The organism is Rheinheimera sp. 1928-s (assembly GCF_029269265.1).
GTDB lineage: Bacteria > Pseudomonadota > Gammaproteobacteria > Enterobacterales > Alteromonadaceae > Pararheinheimera.
The window spans coordinates 189,218-208,198 of sequence record NZ_JARIXP010000002.1 but is presented as its reverse complement, the minus strand read 5'-3'; the positions used below and the strand labels follow the sequence as shown (position 1 = coordinate 208,198).

The following is an 18,981-nucleotide window of genomic DNA, read 5'->3' as shown; positions in this document are numbered from 1 at the left end:
ATCCGGCCTGCCTGGCAGGCCTTGGAACACAGAATTTCACAGAATGGTAATGAAGATGAATCAAGATAAATTAACAGTTCCACCAGTAGAAGCCGAATTGAAATTGTCGGATGAAAAAATCAAACTTCAGGTCAATGATCTGAAGCTGTATTACGGTGATGCGCTGGCATTAAAAAGCGTCAATATGACGATCCCTGAAAAACGCGTCACGGCTTTTATCGGCCCTTCAGGTTGTGGTAAATCTACCTTGTTACGCTGTTTTAACCGGATGAATGACTTAGTGGATATCTGCCGTATTGAAGGCCAGATTTTAATGGATGGTCAGAATATTTATGACCCGAAAATTGACGTGGCTGAATTACGCCGTCAAGTCGGCATGGTATTCCAGAAACCTAATCCATTCCCAAAAAGTATTTATGAGAATGTGGCTTATGGCTTGCGTCTGCAAGGTGTAAAAGATAAACGCATTCTGGATGAAGTGGTCGAAACCTCATTAAAGGGTGCCGCTTTGTGGAATGAAGTAAAAGACCGTTTGCATGACAATGCCTTTGGCTTGTCTGGTGGTCAGCAACAACGTTTAGTTATTGCCCGTGCTATTGCGATTGAACCTGAAGTGTTATTACTGGATGAGCCAGCTTCAGCGTTGGACCCAATTTCCACGCTGAAAATTGAAGAACTGATTTATGAACTCAAAGATAAATACACTATCGTGATTGTTACCCACAATATGCAGCAGGCCGCCCGTGTATCGGACTATACTGCCTTTATGTATATGGGTGATTTAATTGAGTTTGATGCCACCAATAAGATGTTCACCAATCCATCGCAGCAACAAACTGAAGATTACATCACAGGCCGTTTCGGTTAACGGATTAGCCCCCACGAGGAGAGAGCGATGGACAAAATGAATTTAACGAAGCACATTTCCAGCCAGTTTAATGAAGAAATTGAGCAGGTTCGCAACCATGTGATGGCAATGGGCGGTTTAATTGAGCAACAACTGGCTGATGCGCTGAATGCTATTGCCAGCAGTGATGCTGAGTTAGCTCGTCAGGTGATCGCCAATGATGTGAAAGTAAACGACTGGGAAATTAAAATTGACCATGAATGCACTCGCATCATTGCTAAACGCCAGCCAGCAGCCAGCGATTTACGTCTGATTATGGCTATTATCAAAACCATTTCAGACTTAGAGCGCATTGGTGATGAAGCCGAGCGTATCGCCAAGGTAGCTCTGGAGTCCTTTAACAGTGCTCAGCAGGATTTGCTGGTCAATTTGGATAATATGGGCCGCCATGTCGCGCAGATGCTGCACGATGTGTTGGATGCTTTTGCCCGTATGGATGTCGAAGCTGCATTAGCTGTGCACCGTGAAGACAAAAAAGTAGACCGTGAGTACGAAGCCATCACCCGTCAGTTGATGACTTATATGATGGAAGATCCACGTTCTATTCCTAAGATCATGAATGTATTGTGGTCTGCCCGTTCGATGGAACGTATTGGTGATCGTTGTAAAAACGTGGCTGAATACATAGTCTTCCTGGTAAAAGGCAAGGATGTGCGCCACAGTGATGATGAAAAATTAGAGCAAGACGCGCGCAGTTAAACAATTTCAGCATTCAGTTGTCATAAAAGCCTGATAAAACCTATGTTTTATCGGGCTTTTTATACTCTGCTATTCTGCAGAGTATCCTTTGGCTGTTTAATAAGTTTTTATTACACTTTGATTGCAGTACAATGCGCGCCGACTTTCGTCAACTCAACAACAAGAGGCACACTTATTATGCCAAATCACTTTTTGGCGGTTTTCGCGAAATCCCCTATCAAGCCATTGGAAGAGCATATCAAAAAGGTTTTTGATGCCAGCCTGTTGCTGCTGCCATTTTTTGACGCAGTATTTTTAAAAGATTGGGAGAAAGCGGCTGAAGTTCGCAAATCTATTGTGACGTTGGAAAAGGATGCCGACAATTTAAAACGTGATATCCGTGTGCATTTGCCACGTGGATTGTTTTTACCTGTCGAGAGAACAGACTTATTAGAGCTGGTTTCACAGCAGGATAAAATCGCCAACAAAGCCAAAGACATCACTGGCCGTGTTTTAGGTCGTGAACTGGAAATTCCTGGCCCTATTCAGGTGGAATTTAAAGCTTATTTACAGCGTTGTATTGATGCTGTGGAATTAGCCAGCGAAGCGATCAATGAACTGGACGAGTTGCTGGAAACCGGTTTTCGGGGCCGTGAAGTCGACTTAGTGATCAAAATGGTGGAACGTATCGATGAAATCGAACACGACACTGACCAGTTGCAAATCAATTTACGTAAATTTGTTCGTAAAGCTGAAGCCGAAATGAATCCGGTTGATGTGATGTTCCTGTACCGCACTTTGGAGTGGGTAGGCGATTTAGCTGACTGTGCTCTGAAAGTAGGTTCGCGTCTTGAAATCATGTTGGCTCGTTAATTCTTAAGGTAATTCAAACATGGATATTTTAACTACGTACGGCTATACGCTGATTATCGTAGCCGCTGTATTCGGCTTTATTATGGCTTATGGTGTAGGTGCCAACGATGTGGCAAACGCCATGGGTACTTCCGTAGGCTCCAAAGCTTTAACTGTGAAGCAAGCTATTTTTATTGCGGCTATTTTTGAATTCGCTGGCGCTTATTTAGCTGGCGGTTCTGTGACCTCTACTATTCGTAGTGGCATTGTTGACCCTATTCATTTTGCGTCAGCGCCTGAACTGATGGTGTTTGGCATGATAGCAGCCTTGTTGGCTGCCGGGACCTGGTTGTTGGTCGCGTCTTATTACGGCTGGCCAGTCTCTACCACTCACTCTATTGTCGGCGCCATTATTGGTTTTGCTGCTGTAGGAGTAGGTGTAGATGCAGTGGAATGGGGCAAAGTAGGCGGCATAGTGGGTAGTTGGGTAGTCACTCCTGTACTGGCTGGTATTCTGGCGTATTTGATTTTTATGAGTGCCCAGCGTTTAATTTTTGATACCGACAATCCACTGGCTAATGCAAAAAAGTATGTGCCTTTTTATATGGCTTTTGCAGCGCTGATGATGGCTTTGGTCACTGTGACTAAAGGTTTAACTCATGTGGGTTTAGACCTGAGCACAGAGCAAAATCTGATGATAGCCGGTAGTATCGCTGTGGTTGTGGGTATAGTGGGTAAAATTGCTATTAGCCGGGTGCATATAGACCCAATGGCCGATAAAGAAATGCATTTTACCAACGTGGAAAAAATCTTCGGTATTCTGATGATCACCACGGCTTGCTGTATGGCCTTTGCTCACGGCTCTAATGATGTGGCTAATGCCATTGGTCCTTTGGCTGCTGTGGTCAGTGTGATCCAATCTGGTGGTGAAGTGGTAGGTAAAGCCAAGCTGGACTGGTGGATTTTACCTTTAGGCGCTGTGGGTATTGTGATTGGTTTAGCGACTTTAGGCGCTAAAGTGATTAAAACCATAGGTACCGCTATTACGCATTTAACCCCAAGTCGTGGTTTTGCTGCAGAAATGTCAGCCGCAACCACAGTGGTCATTGCATCTGGTACTGGTTTACCTATCTCTACCACTCAGACCTTAGTTGGTGCCGTATTGGGGGTGGGCTTAGCCCGAGGTATTGCTGCGCTTAATTTAGGTGTTGTGCGTAACATCTTTATATCATGGGTTGTTACTTTGCCTGTGGGTGCTGGTTTGTCTATTTTGTTTTTCTATATTATCAGAGCGATTTTCAGCGCCTGATCCCAGCTGTTGTTTGATTAAAAATCCCGGCCGTTGCCGGGATTTTTTTTAGTTCTTACTGGAATCTAAGATGTTAGCGGGCAGAGTGCCTGTTCTGAACGATTTGGCTGCTTTCTGTCGCAAAATAAGCTGTTGCAGCTTTGCTTTCTGATGTTATTCGATTAAATTGGTTTTAATTGAGTTTAATCATCGGAATAAAAGATGAAACGAGTGCCCAGTATCAAACAGTTGCAGTATTTGCTGGCTTTGCATGAACATCAGCATTTTGGTCGTGCTGCTGAAGCTTGTTATATAGGCCAGTCTACTTTAAGTGCTGCAATCGCCAATTTAGAAGAAACGATGAACGCGCAGTTGCTGGAGCGTGATCATAAAACTTTTATTTTTACTCCGCTGGGTGAAGACGTGGTGCGTCAGGCTCGTTATATAGTGGAGCAGTGCGAAGAGTTGACACAATTTGCTAAATGTCAGGGCAAGCCGATGGCTGGACCGATGCGTTTAGGCTGTATTCCTACCATTGCACCTTTTGTACTGAGTGAAGTGATGGCATTGGCCCGTGAACGTTTTCCTGAATTGCAATTGCTGTTGCGGGAAGATACCACTGAAAATTCCTTGCAGTCATTGATTGAAGGCCGCCTGGATTTAGTCTTGTTAGCTCTGCCTTATGATACTGGCACTTTGCATACCGAAGTGTTGGCACAAGATTCCTTTAAACTGGTGTTGCATAAAGACTGGCTGGACCGTGGTTTTCAGCAAGATATCAGCCAGTGGCCTGATGAAAGTATCTTCCTGTTAGAGCGAGAGCACTGCATGACAGGTCATGCTGTCAAAGCTTGTGAGCTGGATGATAACCGTAAAGTAAATCCATTTTTTGCCACCAGTTTGCATACCTTAAGTCAGATGGTGAATAACAAGCTTGGTGTGACTTTTATGCCACAGATGGCTATTAACAGCGGTTTGTTGCGTGGCACTGAGCTGGTGGCACAGAAACCAAGCTCTGGCCAAGCCTACCGTGATATTGGTGTCGCCTGGCGTCCCACCTCCAGCAAGTTACGCAGTTATCGTCAGATGGCGCAGTTAATTACGGAAGTTCTGCAGCAAAAATGCAGTGACTAAAACCTAAGGCTGAGTCGGCAAGGTCAGTTGTGGATAGTTGCGATAAAACTGTTTCAACTGACCGGTTTTATATAAATCGATAAAACGTCGATCCCAAATTTCTTTAAAGGAGCGTCCGGTTTCAGTGTCAGCAAAGGCCAGATAAATCGGGTCCCGCAGTAATTCTTTATAATGCAGAGGCTCCAGCTGTACTGCAGATTCCCCCTTTAAGTACTGATACAATTCACTTTTTTCTGCAAGATAAATATCAACCCGGCGATTTTTTACCAGTTCAAGGCCTTGCTCGATATTAAGTACCTCATAGCCTTTTTCCGGTAAGCCTAATACCAGATGTAAATCGTAAGCTAAGTCCCAGGCCAGCTTGTGTTGTTTTAGTTGTTCCAGTTCTGGCGGCGCTGTATGTGCAGGGTCGTAAATGGCAACTATTAAATCAAAATCAAAAGGATGGGCAGACAACAGTAAAGCTTGATGCTCTTTGTCCGATTCATAGGCGGACAAACCCGGCACCATATGGTGTTTACCTTGCTGCACCAGGTGAATGGCGCGGCTAAAGTTGCTGAAATGCCATACCAATTGCACTTGCTCTTTTGGGTAAATCAGTTGAAACAAATCTGCATAAGCACCAGTGCCGTCTGCATTAATAAAACCCGGCCAGACAGGCGCACTGATCTGTAGTTGTGATTGTACTTTTGGCTCAGCCACAGCGGATTGCACTATGAAAAAGCAAAACAGAAGCACAGTAAGGCGATACATCATGCGGTTTTGTCCTTGAGCTTTTCCAAAGCTTAGCTGAAATTTTGCTCCCTAGTGTCGTGGCGAAAAATAGCTTGTATTGAAAAAAACATCTTTGTAGACTGCCGCCGCGCTGTAAATGCGCATTTGGTGTCGGCATTAATGCCGATTTGATACAGTTTGTCGGTAAAGCGGACTAGACATATGCAAGTAAAAGATTTTTCCTTCGAGCTGCCAGAGCAGTTGATCGCACGTTTTCCTAAAGCTGAGCGTTCCAGCAGTCGTTTATTAAAAATGCAGCGCCGGACTGGTGAGTTATCCCATCTGGTGTTCACTGATTTATTGGCTGAACTGAACAGCGGTGATTTATTGGTATTTAATAATACCCGCGTGATACCAGCCCGTTTATTTGGTCAAAAAGAGTCAGGTGGCAAAGTCGAAATACTGGTAGAGCGGGTGTTGGATAGCCAGCGCTTTTTAGCTCATGTGCGCGCCAGTAAAGCGCCAAAACCAGACAGTATTATTTTGATCGATGACAACACAAAGCTGAAAATGCTGCAGCGCCACGATACCTTGTTTGAGCTGGAGCTGCTAGGCGAAGAAGCTTTATTGACTATGTTAGACCGGCTGGGGCATATGCCGTTGCCTCCATACATAGACAGACCAGACAGCGACGAAGATAAGCAGCGTTATCAGACTGTGTATAACCAGAAACCCGGCGCTGTCGCGGCACCTACAGCGGGTTTGCATTTTGATGAGCCTTTATTAGCGGCCTTAAAAGCCAAAGGTATTGAGTTTGCTTACGTCACTCTGCACGTCGGAGCTGGTACTTTTCAGCCGGTGCGGGTGGATAATGTGCTGGACCATCAGATGCATGCTGAATACATCGAGGTAGACCAGCAGGTCGTTGATGCTATTCATGCCTGTAAAGCCCGTGGTAACAGAGTAGTAGCTGTAGGCACTACGTCAGTGCGCTCACTGGAATCTGCAGCTCAAATTGCTTTGCAGCAAGGCAAAAACTTACAACCCTATAGCGGCGATACCAAAATCTTTATATACCCTGGTTACAGCTTTCAGGTGATTGATGGTTTAGTCACCAACTTTCATTTACCTGAATCCACATTGATTATGCTGGTCAGTGCTTTTAGTCAAAAAGACTATGTGATGCAGGCCTATCAAACTGCCATAGCACAAGAGTATCGTTTTTACTCTTATGGCGATGCGATGCTTATTCTGTAAAATTGTCCTCAATTGACTGTAGGGGCGGGTCTTGTACCCGCCCGTCTATTGATACCGCGATGTCCATCGACAAGCTGGGACAAGCCGCGGCCCAGATAACCCCTTCTGTCTCAAATTGCAATTCAATCTCGCACGGTTTAACCGCTCCCGCTTTGATACAACCTGAAGTACAAAGCTTAAAGGTGGGGTTTGGCCTTTTGTTCTGCTACAATCGGGCGCGAAAAAAGCCGGACTGTTTTTCTGGCAGAGACTGAGGTAGAACGTGAAATTTGAATTATTAAAAACCGACGGTAAAGCCCGTCGTGGCCGTCTTGTATTCGAACGCGGCATTGTTGAAACTCCAGCCTTTATGCCAGTGGGCACCTATGGCACAGTCAAAGGCATGACGCCTGAAGAACTGGAAGCCACTGGTGCACAAATCTGCTTAGGCAATACCTTCCATTTAATGCTGCGTCCTGGCACTGAAATCATCAAAAAACACGGTGATTTGCATGACTTTATGCACTGGCACAAACCTATTTTGACCGACTCTGGTGGTTTTCAGGTATTCAGTTTGGGTGAACTGCGCAAAATTAAAGAAGAAGGCGTGACCTTCCGTTCGCCGCTAAACGGTGAAAAAATCATGTTAACTCCTGAGCGTTCTATGCAGGTGCAACGTGATTTAGGCTCAGACATCGTGATGATTTTTGACGAATGTACGCCGTATCCTGCGACAGAGCAGCAAGCGAAAAAGTCGATGGAAATGTCTCTGCGCTGGGCCAAACGCAGTAAAGATGAACACGGCGATAATCCGTCAGCGTTGTTTGGTATTATCCAGGGCGGTATGTACCCACAGCTGCGCGATATCTCCTTGCAAGGTCTTGAAGAGATTGGTTTTGATGGTTATGCCATCGGTGGTTTGTCCGTGGGCGAACCGAAAGAGGATATGATTAAAATCCTCAACCACACCACAGGTCAGATGCCACAACATAAGCCCCGTTATTTAATGGGTGTCGGTAAACCTGAAGACATAGTAGAAGCGGTGCGCCGTGGTATTGATATGTTTGACTGTGTGATGCCAACCCGTAATGCCCGTAATGGCCATTTGTTTGTCAGCACTGGTGTGATTAAGATCCGCAATGCAAAACACAAAGACGATCCATCCACTTTAGATGCAGAATGTGATTGCTACACTTGTAAAAATTATTCTCGGTCATATCTACATCATCTGGACAGATGCAATGAGATTTTGGGTGCGCGCTTGAATACCATCCATAACCTGCATCATTATCAGAAGTTAATGCAAGGTTTGCGTGCAGCTATCGCTGAACAGAAGCTGGAAGAATTTGTGGTCGAGTTTTACCAGAAACGCGGTATGGATGTGCCGCCGCTGGAAGCACAGGTTACAGAACAATAAGATTTCATTTTTAATTTTTAACACTTTTAATTTAAAACTTTAGGGGACATGTGATGAGTTTATTTATTTCTAATGCATACGCCAACGCACCAGCTACAGCACCTGCTGGTGGTGGTTGGGATTTATTGATTATGTTAGCGGCTTTTGGTTTGATCTTTTATTTCCTGATCTACCGTCCACAAGCTAAGCGCGTAAAAGAGCATAAAAACCTGATGTCTGCGTTAGGCAAAGGCGATGAAGTGTTGACTCAAGGTGGTTTAGTAGGCCGCATTGCAAAGATTGCTGACGATAAAGACTTTGTGGCTATCGCATTAAACGATACCACTGAAGTGACAGTGCAGAAATCTGCTATCGCTGCCGTACTGCCGAAAGGCACGATGAAATCACTGTAAAAGGATTTTAATGTGTTAAACCAGAACTCCATCTGGCGGTACTTAGTGGTGATCATCGTGATGGGCGTCAGCATGCTGTACGCCCTGCCGAATTTGTATCCCAATGATCCGTCCTTACAAATCAATGCAAGCCGTGGCGCTGATGTGACTCAGCAAACCGTGGATCAATTGCAAAAAGCTTTTACTGAACAAGGGTTAACACCTAAGTCAGCTGTATTGGAAAAAGGCCAGGTGCTGGTTCGCTTTTTAAACACTGAAGATCAGTTAAAGGCACGTGAAGTAGCCAACGATACCTTGGGCGATAACTTCGTCACTGCATTAAATCTTGCTCCTGCGACTCCAGCCTGGCTGGATGCTATAGGTGCAGCCCCAATGAAATTGGGTCTGGACTTACGTGGTGGTGTACATTTCCTGATGGAAGTGGACATGAAAACTGCGATGGAAAAAAACGTCAACGATTTAGTACTGGTGTATCGCACTGATCTGCGTGAAGCCAAAGTGCGTTACCGTGCTGTAACTGCTGATGTACCAAATCTAAAAGTGAACCTGAGCTTCCGGACCGCTGAAGATCTGGCTGCAGCTCAAACGTTGTTAAGCAGTAAAGACCGTGAGATGACCTTTACTGAAACTGACGAGTTGACGCTGACCGCCGCTTTTAGCGACGTAAAAATTAAAGCGCTGCGTGAAGATGCAGTAGCACAAAACATCACTATCATTCGCAACCGTGTCAATGCTATTGGTGTGGCTGAACCTTTAGTACAGCGTCAGGGTGCTGAACGTATTGTGGTTCAATTACCTGGTGTGCAGGATACAGCTCGCGCAAAAGAAATTTTAGGTGCCACTGCCACTCTTGAATTCCGTATGGTAGACGAAGCAGGTGATTTGCAAAGCGCTATAGATGGCCGTGTGCCGCCTAATGCGCAGTTGTACAACGACCGTCAGGGTCGCCCTGTGTTGTTGCAAAAACGTGTAATGCTGACAGGTAACCATATTATTGGTGCCAACAGCAGCTTCGATGAATACAGCCGCCCTCAGGTGAATATCGATTTGGATGCCAAAGGTGGTAATACCTTCTCACAAGCCACCAAAGAAGCTATTGGCAAGTCGATGGCCACTGTATTTATAGAATACAAACCTACCGACAAAAAAGATGCGCAGGGCCGCACTATTCTTGAGAAAAAAGAAGAAGTGATTAACGTGGCCACTATTCAGGCACGTTTAGGTCGCAGCTTCCGTATTACTGGCGTAGATAGCCCGGCTGAAGCGCAAAATCTGGCGCTGTTATTACGTGCCGGTGCCTTGATTGCGCCTATTCAGATTGTGGAAGAACGTACCATAGGCCCAAGCCTGGGTCAGGAAAACATTGAGCTGGGTACCAACGCTATTATGGTGGGTATGCTGCTGACTGTGATCTTTATGGCGATTTACTACAAAGGCGTAGGTTTGGTTGCCAACGTTGCTTTGGCCAGTAACGTGGTGTTGCTGATTGGTGTCTTATCTATGGTGCCTGGCGCTACTCTGACCTTGCCTGGTATGGCCGGTATCTTGTTAACCATAGGTATGGCTATTGATGCTAACGTACTGATCAACGAGCGTATTCGCGAAGAACTGGCCAACGGTCGTTCTGTACAGCAAGCTATTCATGAAGGCTACAACAGAGCTTTTGCTACCATTACCGACTCCAACATTACCACTTTCTTAGTGGCGATTATCCTGTTTGGTTTAGGTTCTGGTCCTGTCAAAGGTTTTGCCGTAACTTTAGCCATAGGTATTATCACCTCTATCTTTACTGCTGTGACCGTATCCAGATTGTTTGTCAATCTGATCTGGGGTGGCCGTAAAGTTGAAAAATTACCTATATAAGGAATTATGATGAAGTTTCTTGATTTTAAAGAACCGCTTAACTTTATGCGCTTCAAATCGCCAGCCATCATATTTTCTTTGTTGCTGGTACTGGGGTCTCTGTTCAGTATTTTTACCAAAGGCATTAACTTTGGTCTGGATTTTACCGGCGGTATAGTGGTTGAAGCTGGTTTTGAACAACAGGCCGATTTGCCAAAAATACGAACTGCATTGGCAGCAGATGGCTTTCCTGATGCAGTAGTACAGTATTTTGGTACTTCTACTGAAGTGATGATCCGTATAGCTCCACGCGCTGATGTTGAACAGGCTGTGGTGGGTGAGCAGATTATTGAGTCTATTCAAAAAGTGGAAAAAGGCGAAGTCACCAAACGTCGCGTTGAACAGGTGAGTGCTTCAGTAGGTGACGAGCTGAAAGATGACGGTATGCTGGCTTTATTAGCCTCTTTTATCGGCATCATGATGTATGTGGCCTTCCGCTTTGAATGGCGTTATTCAGTAGGCTCTGTGGTGGCGTTAGTTCACGACGTGATCATCACTGTAGGTATGTTTTCTATCACAGGTATGGAGTTCGATTTAACTGTATTGGCAGCCTTGTTAGCGCTGGTGGGTTATTCAATCAACGACACCATAGTGGTATTTGACCGTATCCGTGAAATGTTCCGTAAACTGCGTGAAGCCACAGTCGAAGAGACTGTAAATGAAGCAATCACTTCCACACTGAGCCGTACCACTATTACCTCTGGTACCACGGCCTTGTCCTTAGTGGCGCTGTTTTACTTAGGCGGCCCGCTGTTACATGGGTTTGCTGCGGCCTTGTTATTTGGTATTGCCATTGGTACTTATTCTTCGATTTACGTAGCAAGTTCTGTTGCTGTGTTGTTAGGCGCATGCCGTGAAGATTTGTTACCTGAAGTGATTGAAAAAGAAGGTGAGAATACGCCTTCGCTTTAATTGTTTGAATGGTAGTTTGAACAAAAGGCCGGAAACCGGCCTTTTGTTTTTGAAAGAGAAAAACAATTTATTTTGCATAAATCATTTGCTTGTTATTTGCTCACATTTTTAATCATCTATTTGATAATATTCACTTTATTTAACACATTTCCTCCTTAAATGCATGGTTAAGCAGTTTCTTATCAAAACTATCCGGCTAAAAATGGCATAAAACTGCATGCTTTATCATTTCATTCCTTTCTGGTCTGATCAGTTTAATTTTAGCGCTTGGCGCACCGCATAAAACTTGTTATAACAGACGTGTAGAGCTCTGTTGTTGAAGTTTTCAGCAGTTTAAGCCGGACAGGTATACCCTACAAAAACACCTGACGGAACAATGAAAACATCGGAATGAGTTTTGCAGTACTGTGGCTTTATACTGGTACGATCTGAAAATTAGTGGTTCTAAAGGGTGCTCTTGCTCTTTAGAATGAGCCACCTTTTGGGTTGCACCACAACTCACGGCAAATAAAACACTATAGCCCACAGGGCATACTTACCTACTCATGGAACCTCTTACCTATGTCAGATTTTCGAGAACAGGCGCTGAAGTATCACGCCGAGCCTAAACCAGGCAAAATCAGTATTGAAATCAGTAAACCTGCTGAAACAGTCAAAGATCTCGCTTTGGCATACAGCCCTGGTGTGGCTGAGCCTGTGCGTGAAATCGCCAACAATATCGACGATGTCTACAAGTACACAGGCAAAGGCAATCTGGTGGCTGTGATCAGCAACGGTACCGCTATTTTAGGTTTAGGCAACTTAGGCCCTATGGCGTCTAAACCTGTGATGGAAGGCAAAGCTTTGCTGTTTAAGCGTTTTGCTGGTCTTGATTCTATCGATATCGAAGTGACGCACCGCACTACTGAAGAGTTTATCGATACCGTAGCCAATATAGCCGATACCTTTGGTGGTATTAATCTTGAAGATATTAAATCACCAGAGTGTTTTGAAATTGAAAAAGAGCTGATCAGACGCTGCAATATTCCGGTGTTTCATGACGATCAGCACGGTACTGCTATTGTGACAGCTGCAGGTTTACTGAATGCGCTGGAAATTCAGGGCAAAGAGATCAGTAAAGTGGTGATTGTTTGTTTAGGGGCTGGTGCAGCCGCTATTGCCTGTATGGAGCTACTGATCAAATGCGGCGCTAAGCGTGAGCATATTTATATGCTCGATACCAAAGGTGTGATCCACACCCGTCGTAACGATTTGAATAAATACAAAGAGCTGTTTGCCAATAACACCGACAAGCGCACACTGGAAGAAGCAATGGATGGCGCCGATGTATTTGTGGGTGTGTCAGGGCCTGACGCTTTACCTGCTGAAGCCTTAAAGCTGATGGCGGACAAGCCGGTGATTTTTGCCTGCTCTAACCCGGATCCGGAAATTAAGCCTGAACTGGCACATGCCCAGCGTAGTGATTTAATTATGGCGACAGGCCGCTCTGACTATCCGAATCAGGTGAATAACGTTTTGTGTTTCCCTTTTATATTCCGTGGTGCTTTGGATGTGCGCGCTAAGGTCATTAATGATGAAATGAAATTGGCGGCAGTGCATGCGATTCGTGCTATTGCCAAAGAACCGGTATCGCAGGCTATATTAACGGCTGCTCAAGTGGATAAACTGGAGTTTGGTGCGGACTATATTATTCCAAAGCCAATGGACCCACGTTTATTGTCCCGTGTCGCCCGTGCTGTGGCAGAAGCAGCTGTGGCATCAGGAGTGGCGCGTTTGCCCATGCCTGAAAATTATATGCAGTAAATAATTGGGGTCAGATCACATTATTGGCCAAGCCAATAATGTGATCTGACCCCATTTTCATTTACTCTTCGTCTGAATCCGCTTCCTGGATCACAGGAATTGGCTTACCCATACTGGTTAAAATGTTACGCACTTCCACTGGGATCTGGTGTGGATTGTCTTTGCGTAAATCTTCATCTGCGGGCAAAGGCTGTCCAGTGAACGCATGCAAAAAAGCTTCACATAATAATTCGCTGTTGGTGGCATGACGCAGGTTGTTGACCTGGCGGCGGGTTCTTTCATCTGTTAACACTTTCAATACGTTCAACGGGATAGAGACTGTAATCTTTTTCACCTGTTCGGACTTCTTTCCGTGTTCCGCATAAGGGTGAACATACTCACCATTCCACTTTGCCATAGGGATACCTTGATTGAATTTAGTTATATGGTCTGCTGACCTTTGCTACGTTGCGCACGTAATTGGACGAAATTTTACTTCTTTATACTCCCGAGTACAAACTCTGCGCAAGATTTAATAGTACAGACGTCTAAATGTTTTGACTTCTTATTTTTGCTGGGTATACTTTTAGACGTCTAAACATCTAAATTTGAGGTTTTTTATGAGCAAACAACACTCAGCCACAGTAGCTGCCCGCGCCGGAATAGCGCAGGACTCTGCTTATGGTGCTGTTACGCCACCTTTGTATTTAACCTCAACTTATGAACTCAAAGCCTTTAAACAACCGGGCAAATATGATTATTCACGCTCGAATAACCCAACACGGGATTTGTTAGGCGATGCGTTAGCAGAGCTGGAAGGTGGTGCAAAGGGTTTAATTACCGGCACTGGCATGTCCGCTTGTCTGTTGGCGCTGCAATTGATTGGCCCGGAAGATACTTTAGTCATTCCTCATGATTGTTACGGTGGCAGTTATCGTCTATTCCTGAATTTAGCTAATCGCAAAAAAGCTTTTAAGCTGGTTGTGGTGAATTTCCAGCAAGCCGACTGGGCAGAACAAATTAAAGCAGCACAGCCAAAAATGATTTGGGTTGAAACCCCAAGTAATCCGCTGTTGCAAATTACCGATGTTAAAGCGACAGCAGAGCTGGCAAAAACACTGAATGCCATACTGGTGGTAGACAACACTTTTTTATCACCGGCTTTGCAAAACCCTATAGCCCTGGGTGCTGACATAGTGGTGCATTCCACCACCAAATTTATTAATGGCCACAGCGATATCATAGGTGGTGCTTTAATTGCCAAAGACGCTGCAGTGGGTGATGAGCTGAAATGGTGGGCGAATTGTTTAGGTGTCACAGGCGGCGCTTTTGACGCCTATCAGACCTTACGTGGCTTGCGTACTTTATTACCCCGTATTAAACAACATCAGCACAATGCACAACTGGTGGTGGATTATCTGCAAAAACAGCCATTGGTTGGTCGTGTCTATTACCCAGGTTTAAAAGATCATCCGGGTCATGCCATTGCCAAAGCACAGCAGCACGGTTTTGGTTCCATGCTGAGTTTTGATCTGGCTGCCGATGAAGCCTATTTAGCGGTATTTTTCGAAGCCTTGCAGTGTTTCACTTTGGCTCAGTCTTTAGGTGGTATTGAAAGTTTAATCTGTCACCCTGGTTCTATGACGCATGCCTCTTTAGATGCCGCCACACAAAAAGCTGCTGGCATAGGCCCGACTTTAATTCGTTTATCTGTGGGTATTGAAGAAGCACAAGATTTAATAGCCGATCTGGCGCAGGCTTTTGCTGCTGTAGATGCAGCGGTAAAGCAAAACACTAAAACACAAAAGGTTTTGTCAGAGCCTGCAGCCGCAGATAAAGCAAAAGACGAACAACAGCAATTCAGATTAAACCCAGCACTTAGCGTGTTGTGGTAAGTAGTGGTGAGTGATGAGTAGTCCATTAGATCATAAAAACACAGTGCATAAATTTGGCGGCAGCAGCTTAGCCAGTGCTGAGCGTTTTTCTGCGATCGCCGCTATTGTGGCGAAAGAGCCACAAGCCTGGGTGGTGGTATCAGCACCTGGCGACACTACTGATGAGTTATTAGCGTTAATCGACAGCCGTGAACAACCAGAGCTTTTTGCGGCACTGTTACAGCAACTGACTGAAAAGCTGGGGTTACTGATCCAGCGTACTTTAAATGAACAGAACGCGGCTGTGCTTATCAGCAAAGTACAAAGCTGGTTCGCTGAAGTGCCGGGCTTTTTAGCCACTGCTCAGTTTAACGATGTATTGGCCATTGGTGAGCGTTTATCCAGCCAGTTATTAGCGGCTTTACTCAATCAACAAGGTCTGACCGCCACTGCTATTGATGCCCGCGACTTTTTACGTTTAGACGGCACTGAAGTGCAATACGAAGTGTCTTCTTCATGGCTGGCCCCTTTTGAAAGCAGTGGCATTAAAGTGGTCACTGGTTATATAGCTCGCGATTTACAAGGTAACAGCATTACTTTAGGCCGCAATGGCAGTGACTATTCAGCAACTATTGTAGGGCGTTTAGTCAAAGCTCAGGCTATTCATATCTGGACWGATGTGGATGCAATTTACAGTGCCGATCCACGTAAAGTGCCTTCAGCCCGGGCTTACCGTCAGGTGCCATGGCAACAGGCTTTAACTTTGGCTCAGCTGGGGAATCCGGTGTTGCATGCCAAAACCTTAAGCCCTTTATTGGATGCGCCTGCTGATTTAATAGTACGCAGCAGTTTTGAGCCGAATCACCCGGGCTGCAAAGTCAGTCAACAAGCGGCTATTGAAGTGCAGTTTTTAACTGACTTACCTCAAGCTGCATTAGTAACAGTGCCAGCGCACTGTACATTGACTGCTGCAACTGTGGCTTCCGCCTTACAAATTACCGTCTTTGCAGCACCTAATGCTTCAAATCAATGGATAGTCGCCAGCAATCAGGTGGATACATTATTAAGTTATCTGGCTGGTCAGCAGGTCTTTGCACGAGTGGATCCGCAAGCTTTTCATGCAGTGGTTTGGGTGAAACCTGCAGCCCGTCAGCAAAAACAAGTCAATGCTGCAGCAGGGCGTTGGTTAGACCGTCAGCAAGCTGCTTTTAATTTTGAAGACGAACAGCTGGCTTTATGGTTATTCCGAAGCGCTTTAACGTCTTTAGAGCTGACAGAGCTGCATCAGCTATTACTGCCGACTCAAGTGCAGTTAAATGTCGTAGTGGCAGGTACAGGCAATGTGGGCGCTGAGTTTTTAGCTTTATTGGCGAAGCAGCAGCAAGCCTTTGCTGGGCAGATTGATTTAAAACTGGCGGGTTTATTTAATTCCCGTCAGGCGCTTTTTGCCGAAAAAATTGATATTCACAACTGGCAGCAGTCGCTGTCTTTGGCTCCTGCTTATACTGAAGCTCAACTGGAGCTGGCATTGCAGCAGTTGCCTGAACCTAAAGTGCTGGTAGATTTAACGCCAAGCCGTGCTTTTGCTGAACGTTATCCGCAGTTTATCAACGCAGGTTTAGATTTAATCAGTGCCAATAAACAAGGTGTGACTTTACCACTGGCGCAGTATCAGCAGATTAAACAAGCGGCTGAACAGCAGCAGGTGCAGTGGCTGAGTAACACCACTGTAGGTGCAGGTTTGCCGGTACAACGTTTATTGCAGGAGCTGAAAAGCAGCGGCGATACAGTGCATCGGATCAGCGGTATTTTCTCCGGTACTTTATCCTGGTTATTGGCAAAATTTGACGGCAGTAAAGCCTTTTCGGATTTTGTGTTAGAAGCGCAGCAATTGGGTTTAACTGAACCTGATCCACGGGATGATTTATCGGGTAAAGATGTGCAGCGTAAATTGCTGGTGCTGGCCCGTGAGTTGGATTTAGATTTGGACATTGATCAGATTGCATTGGAGCCTTTACTACCTGCTTCGTTAAGCGCTGGCAGCATTGATGATTTTTGGGCCGGGCGTGACGTGCTTGATCAGGCATTAGCTGCGCTACAGCAACAAGCTCAGGCTGCGGGTAAAGTCTTACGTTATGTCGCCGATTTAAAGATAGCAGCAGGCAAAGCCAAGGCGCAGGTGTCTTTAGTGGCTGTAGAGCAAACCGATCCGCTGGCGGCCATTTTGCCTTGTGACAATATCTTTGTTATTGAGTCCGACTGGTATCAACAGAATCCTTTGGTATTAAAAGGCCCCGGCGCTGGTCGTCAGGTCACGGCTGGTGGTGTTCATGCCGACTTAGCCATTTTAGCCAAACAAAAAATTGCCGCTGCCAAAGCAGCTAAACATAGTCAGGCTCAGGCCGCAGCCTGGGTGAAGTGAGAAATAATATGTCTTTTGTCAGCGCACAGTATTTAGAATCCATTAACCGCAACCTGCAGGATGTTGCAGGCAAGGTCAATGTCAGCTTTGAGTTTTTCCCACCAAAAACAGAGCAGATGGAAAACACCTTATGGCAATCGATTGAACGTTTAGCGCCTTTGGCACCTTCTTTTGTCTCTGTGACTTATGGTGCGAACTCAGGCGAACGCGACCGTACACACGACATTATTAAGTCGATTAAACAGCGCACCGGCTTAATAGCTGCACCGCATTTAACCTGCGTTGATGCCAGCCGTGCTGAACTTGAACGTATTGCCAAAGACTACTGGGACAATGGCATTCGTCATATAGTCGCTTTGCGTGGTGATTTACCGCCCGGCAATAAAGAAAAACCAGCTTTGTATGCGGCGGATTTAGTAGAGATTCTACGTTCAGTGGCCGACTTTGATATTTCTGTGGCGGCTTACCCTGAAGTACATCCTGAATCACCAAACGCTCAGTTTGATTTACTGAACTTAAAACGCAAAGTGGATGCCGGAGCTTCCCGTGCTATTACCCAGTTCTTTTTTGAACCGGAAAAATACTTACGTTACCGCGATCGCTGCGCCGCTATTGGTATAGATGTGGAAATAGTACCGGGCATTTTGCCTGTGACGAACTTCCAGCAACTGACTAAATTCGCCACTATGACGAACGTGGCTATACCTGGCTGGATGAATAAAGCCTATGAAGGCCTGGAGCAGGATGCAACCACCCGTAATCTGGTCGCAGCCAATATAGCCATGGATATGGTCAAAGTGCTAAGTCGTGAAGGGGTGAATCATTTCCACTTCTACACCTTAAATCGCTGCGAATTGAGTTATGCAATCTGCCATTTATTGGGCGTGCGGCCGCAGAGTGCCATTGCCTGATGTCATTCATCGTATGAACGACAGATGCTTCCTCAGTCTGAAGTTCAGCCCGGAACAACAACGGCTGCTGCAAGCTTATCAGCAGCCGGAGCTTTGTCAGGAAGCCAAATGGCACTCAGCCAATAATTTGCATCTGACATTAGTCTTTTTAGGTCAGCAAACTTTCACTGTGCAACAGCAGTTATGGTCACAAAGCCTTGAATTGCTGCGCCAGCTCCCTTCGTTTGAACTCTGTTTTGACCAGTTGGATCAGTTTAGCCACGCCAAAGTGTTGTATCTGGGCGTCTCTCAGCCTCCCGCAGCTCTGATGGCACTACAACAAAAGCTACAGCAGCTGGCTTTGCCTTTTCTGAATGCGCCTGTGCCGGAACTTTTTGTGCCTCATGTGACTTTGGCGCGTAAGTTTCAGTCTGCGGCTGCTTTTCCTATCCCTGTTCAGCCTTTATGCCTGCTTTGTACAGAAGTGGCCTTGTATCACTCCATCAGCACAGAGCAGGGTGTGAGCTATCAGAGTGTCGAAACTTATACTTTAGTCCCAAAGAGTTGAATCTTTACACTAG

Annotated in this window: 17 protein-coding genes; 15 read left to right on the top strand and 2 right to left on the bottom strand. The window is 45.5% G+C overall.

What is annotated here, in order from left to right; genetic code table 11:
• The first annotated feature begins 55 nt into the window (after positions 1-55).
• The 5 genes from pstB to P3C17_RS05845 all read left to right on the top strand — a co-directional run bounded on the left by pstB (position 56) and on the right by P3C17_RS05845 (position 4,859).
• Positions 56-868 (top strand): phosphate ABC transporter ATP-binding protein PstB, encoded by an 813-nt coding sequence (pstB, locus tag P3C17_RS05865; protein ID WP_300928532.1) that lies wholly within the window; start codon positions 56-58, stop codon positions 866-868.
• Between the two features lie 27 nt (positions 869-895).
• Entirely contained in the window at positions 896-1,606 is a 711-nt protein-coding gene (gene phoU / locus P3C17_RS05860) for a phosphate signaling complex protein PhoU (RefSeq protein WP_300928531.1), read from the top strand.
• 177 nt (positions 1,607-1,783) lie between these two features.
• Positions 1,784-2,458: a TIGR00153 family protein gene (locus tag P3C17_RS05855; RefSeq protein ID WP_300928530.1), complete on the top strand. Its 675-nt coding sequence runs from the start codon at positions 1,784-1,786 to the stop codon at positions 2,456-2,458.
• 19 nt (positions 2,459-2,477) lie between these two features.
• Entirely contained in the window at positions 2,478-3,746 is a 1,269-nt protein-coding gene (locus tag P3C17_RS05850) for an inorganic phosphate transporter (RefSeq protein ID WP_300928529.1), read from the top strand.
• A 201-nt stretch (positions 3,747-3,947) separates the two neighbouring features.
• Positions 3,948-4,859: a hydrogen peroxide-inducible genes activator gene (locus P3C17_RS05845; protein ID WP_300928528.1), complete on the top strand. Its 912-nt coding sequence runs from the start codon at positions 3,948-3,950 to the stop codon at positions 4,857-4,859.
• A gap of 3 nt (positions 4,860-4,862) precedes the next feature.
• Here P3C17_RS05845 and P3C17_RS05840 read toward each other — a convergent pair whose 3' ends face one another.
• Entirely contained in the window at positions 4,863-5,615 is a 753-nt protein-coding gene (locus P3C17_RS05840; RefSeq protein WP_300928527.1) for a transporter substrate-binding domain-containing protein, read from the bottom strand.
• A gap of 180 nt (positions 5,616-5,795) precedes the next feature.
• On the opposite strand from P3C17_RS05840, the gene queA reads away from it, so the two are divergent.
• The 6 genes from queA (at position 5,796) to P3C17_RS05810 (ending at position 13,235) form a co-directional block, all read left to right on the top strand.
• Entirely contained in the window at positions 5,796-6,830 is a 1,035-nt protein-coding gene (gene queA, locus P3C17_RS05835) for a tRNA preQ1(34) S-adenosylmethionine ribosyltransferase-isomerase QueA (protein WP_300928526.1), read from the top strand.
• Positions 6,831-7,092: 262 nt separating this feature from the next.
• A complete protein-coding gene (gene tgt / locus P3C17_RS05830; protein WP_300928525.1) occupies positions 7,093-8,226 on the top strand; it encodes a tRNA guanosine(34) transglycosylase Tgt in 1,134 nt (377 codons plus the stop codon).
• 53 nt (positions 8,227-8,279) lie between these two features.
• On the top strand, positions 8,280-8,618 hold the full coding sequence (gene yajC / locus P3C17_RS05825; RefSeq protein WP_300928524.1) for a preprotein translocase subunit YajC: 339 nt from the start codon (positions 8,280-8,282) through the stop codon (positions 8,616-8,618).
• A 12-nt stretch (positions 8,619-8,630) separates the two neighbouring features.
• Positions 8,631-10,481 (top strand): protein translocase subunit SecD, encoded by a 1,851-nt coding sequence (secD, locus tag P3C17_RS05820; RefSeq protein WP_300928523.1) that lies wholly within the window; start codon positions 8,631-8,633, stop codon positions 10,479-10,481.
• Between the two features lie 9 nt (positions 10,482-10,490).
• Positions 10,491-11,432, top strand: a complete 942-nt coding sequence (gene secF, locus P3C17_RS05815) for a protein translocase subunit SecF (protein ID WP_300928522.1) — start codon at positions 10,491-10,493, stop codon at positions 11,430-11,432.
• Between the two features lie 561 nt (positions 11,433-11,993).
• On the top strand, positions 11,994-13,235 hold the full coding sequence (locus tag P3C17_RS05810; protein WP_300928521.1) for a malic enzyme-like NAD(P)-binding protein: 1,242 nt from the start codon (positions 11,994-11,996) through the stop codon (positions 13,233-13,235).
• 61 nt (positions 13,236-13,296) lie between these two features.
• On the opposite strand, the gene metJ is transcribed toward P3C17_RS05810, so the two are convergent.
• Positions 13,297-13,632, bottom strand: a complete 336-nt coding sequence (gene metJ / locus P3C17_RS05805; protein ID WP_008900448.1) for a met regulon transcriptional regulator MetJ — start codon at positions 13,630-13,632, stop codon at positions 13,297-13,299.
• 202 nt (positions 13,633-13,834) lie between these two features.
• Between metJ and metB the strand changes: the two genes are divergently transcribed.
• The 4 genes from metB to thpR are packed head-to-tail and all read left to right on the top strand — an operon-like array spanning position 13,835 to position 18,968.
• A complete protein-coding gene (gene metB, locus P3C17_RS05800) occupies positions 13,835-15,109 on the top strand; it encodes a cystathionine gamma-synthase (RefSeq protein ID WP_300928520.1) in 1,275 nt (424 codons plus the stop codon).
• 13 nt (positions 15,110-15,122) lie between these two features.
• The gene (metL, locus tag P3C17_RS05795) at positions 15,123-17,510 is read left to right on the top strand and encodes a bifunctional aspartate kinase/homoserine dehydrogenase II (protein WP_300928519.1); all 2,388 of its coding nucleotides are present in this window, start codon (positions 15,123-15,125) and stop codon (positions 17,508-17,510) included.
• Positions 17,511-17,518: 8 nt separating this feature from the next.
• The gene (gene metF / locus P3C17_RS05790) at positions 17,519-18,421 is read left to right on the top strand and encodes a methylenetetrahydrofolate reductase (protein WP_300928518.1); all 903 of its coding nucleotides are present in this window, start codon (positions 17,519-17,521) and stop codon (positions 18,419-18,421) included.
• Complete coding sequence (gene thpR, locus P3C17_RS05785; RefSeq protein WP_300928517.1) at positions 18,414-18,968, top strand: RNA 2',3'-cyclic phosphodiesterase; 555 nt, start codon at positions 18,414-18,416, stop codon at positions 18,966-18,968. Before metF ends, thpR begins: the two co-directional genes overlap by 8 nt.
• Positions 18,969-18,981: the final 13 nt, after the last annotated feature.

Coding starts and splice junctions, on each gene's coding strand:
- pstB (WP_300928532.1), top strand. CDS start 56: ATGAATCAAGATAAATTAACAGTTCCACCAGTAGAAGCCGAATTGAAA.
- phoU (WP_300928531.1), top strand. CDS start 896: ATGGACAAAATGAATTTAACGAAGCACATTTCCAGCCAGTTTAATGAA.
- P3C17_RS05855 (WP_300928530.1), top strand. CDS start 1,784: ATGCCAAATCACTTTTTGGCGGTTTTCGCGAAATCCCCTATCAAGCCA.
- P3C17_RS05850 (WP_300928529.1), top strand. CDS start 2,478: ATGGATATTTTAACTACGTACGGCTATACGCTGATTATCGTAGCCGCT.
- P3C17_RS05845 (WP_300928528.1), top strand. CDS start 3,948: ATGAAACGAGTGCCCAGTATCAAACAGTTGCAGTATTTGCTGGCTTTG.
- P3C17_RS05840 (WP_300928527.1), bottom strand. CDS start 5,615: ATGATGTATCGCCTTACTGTGCTTCTGTTTTGCTTTTTCATAGTGCAA.
- queA (WP_300928526.1), top strand. CDS start 5,796: ATGCAAGTAAAAGATTTTTCCTTCGAGCTGCCAGAGCAGTTGATCGCA.
- yajC (WP_300928524.1), top strand. CDS start 8,280: ATGAGTTTATTTATTTCTAATGCATACGCCAACGCACCAGCTACAGCA.
- secF (WP_300928522.1), top strand. CDS start 10,491: ATGAAGTTTCTTGATTTTAAAGAACCGCTTAACTTTATGCGCTTCAAA.
- P3C17_RS05810 (WP_300928521.1), top strand. CDS start 11,994: ATGTCAGATTTTCGAGAACAGGCGCTGAAGTATCACGCCGAGCCTAAA.
- metJ (WP_008900448.1), bottom strand. CDS start 13,632: ATGGCAAAGTGGAATGGTGAGTATGTTCACCCTTATGCGGAACACGGA.
- metB (WP_300928520.1), top strand. CDS start 13,835: ATGAGCAAACAACACTCAGCCACAGTAGCTGCCCGCGCCGGAATAGCG.
- metF (WP_300928518.1), top strand. CDS start 17,519: ATGTCTTTTGTCAGCGCACAGTATTTAGAATCCATTAACCGCAACCTG.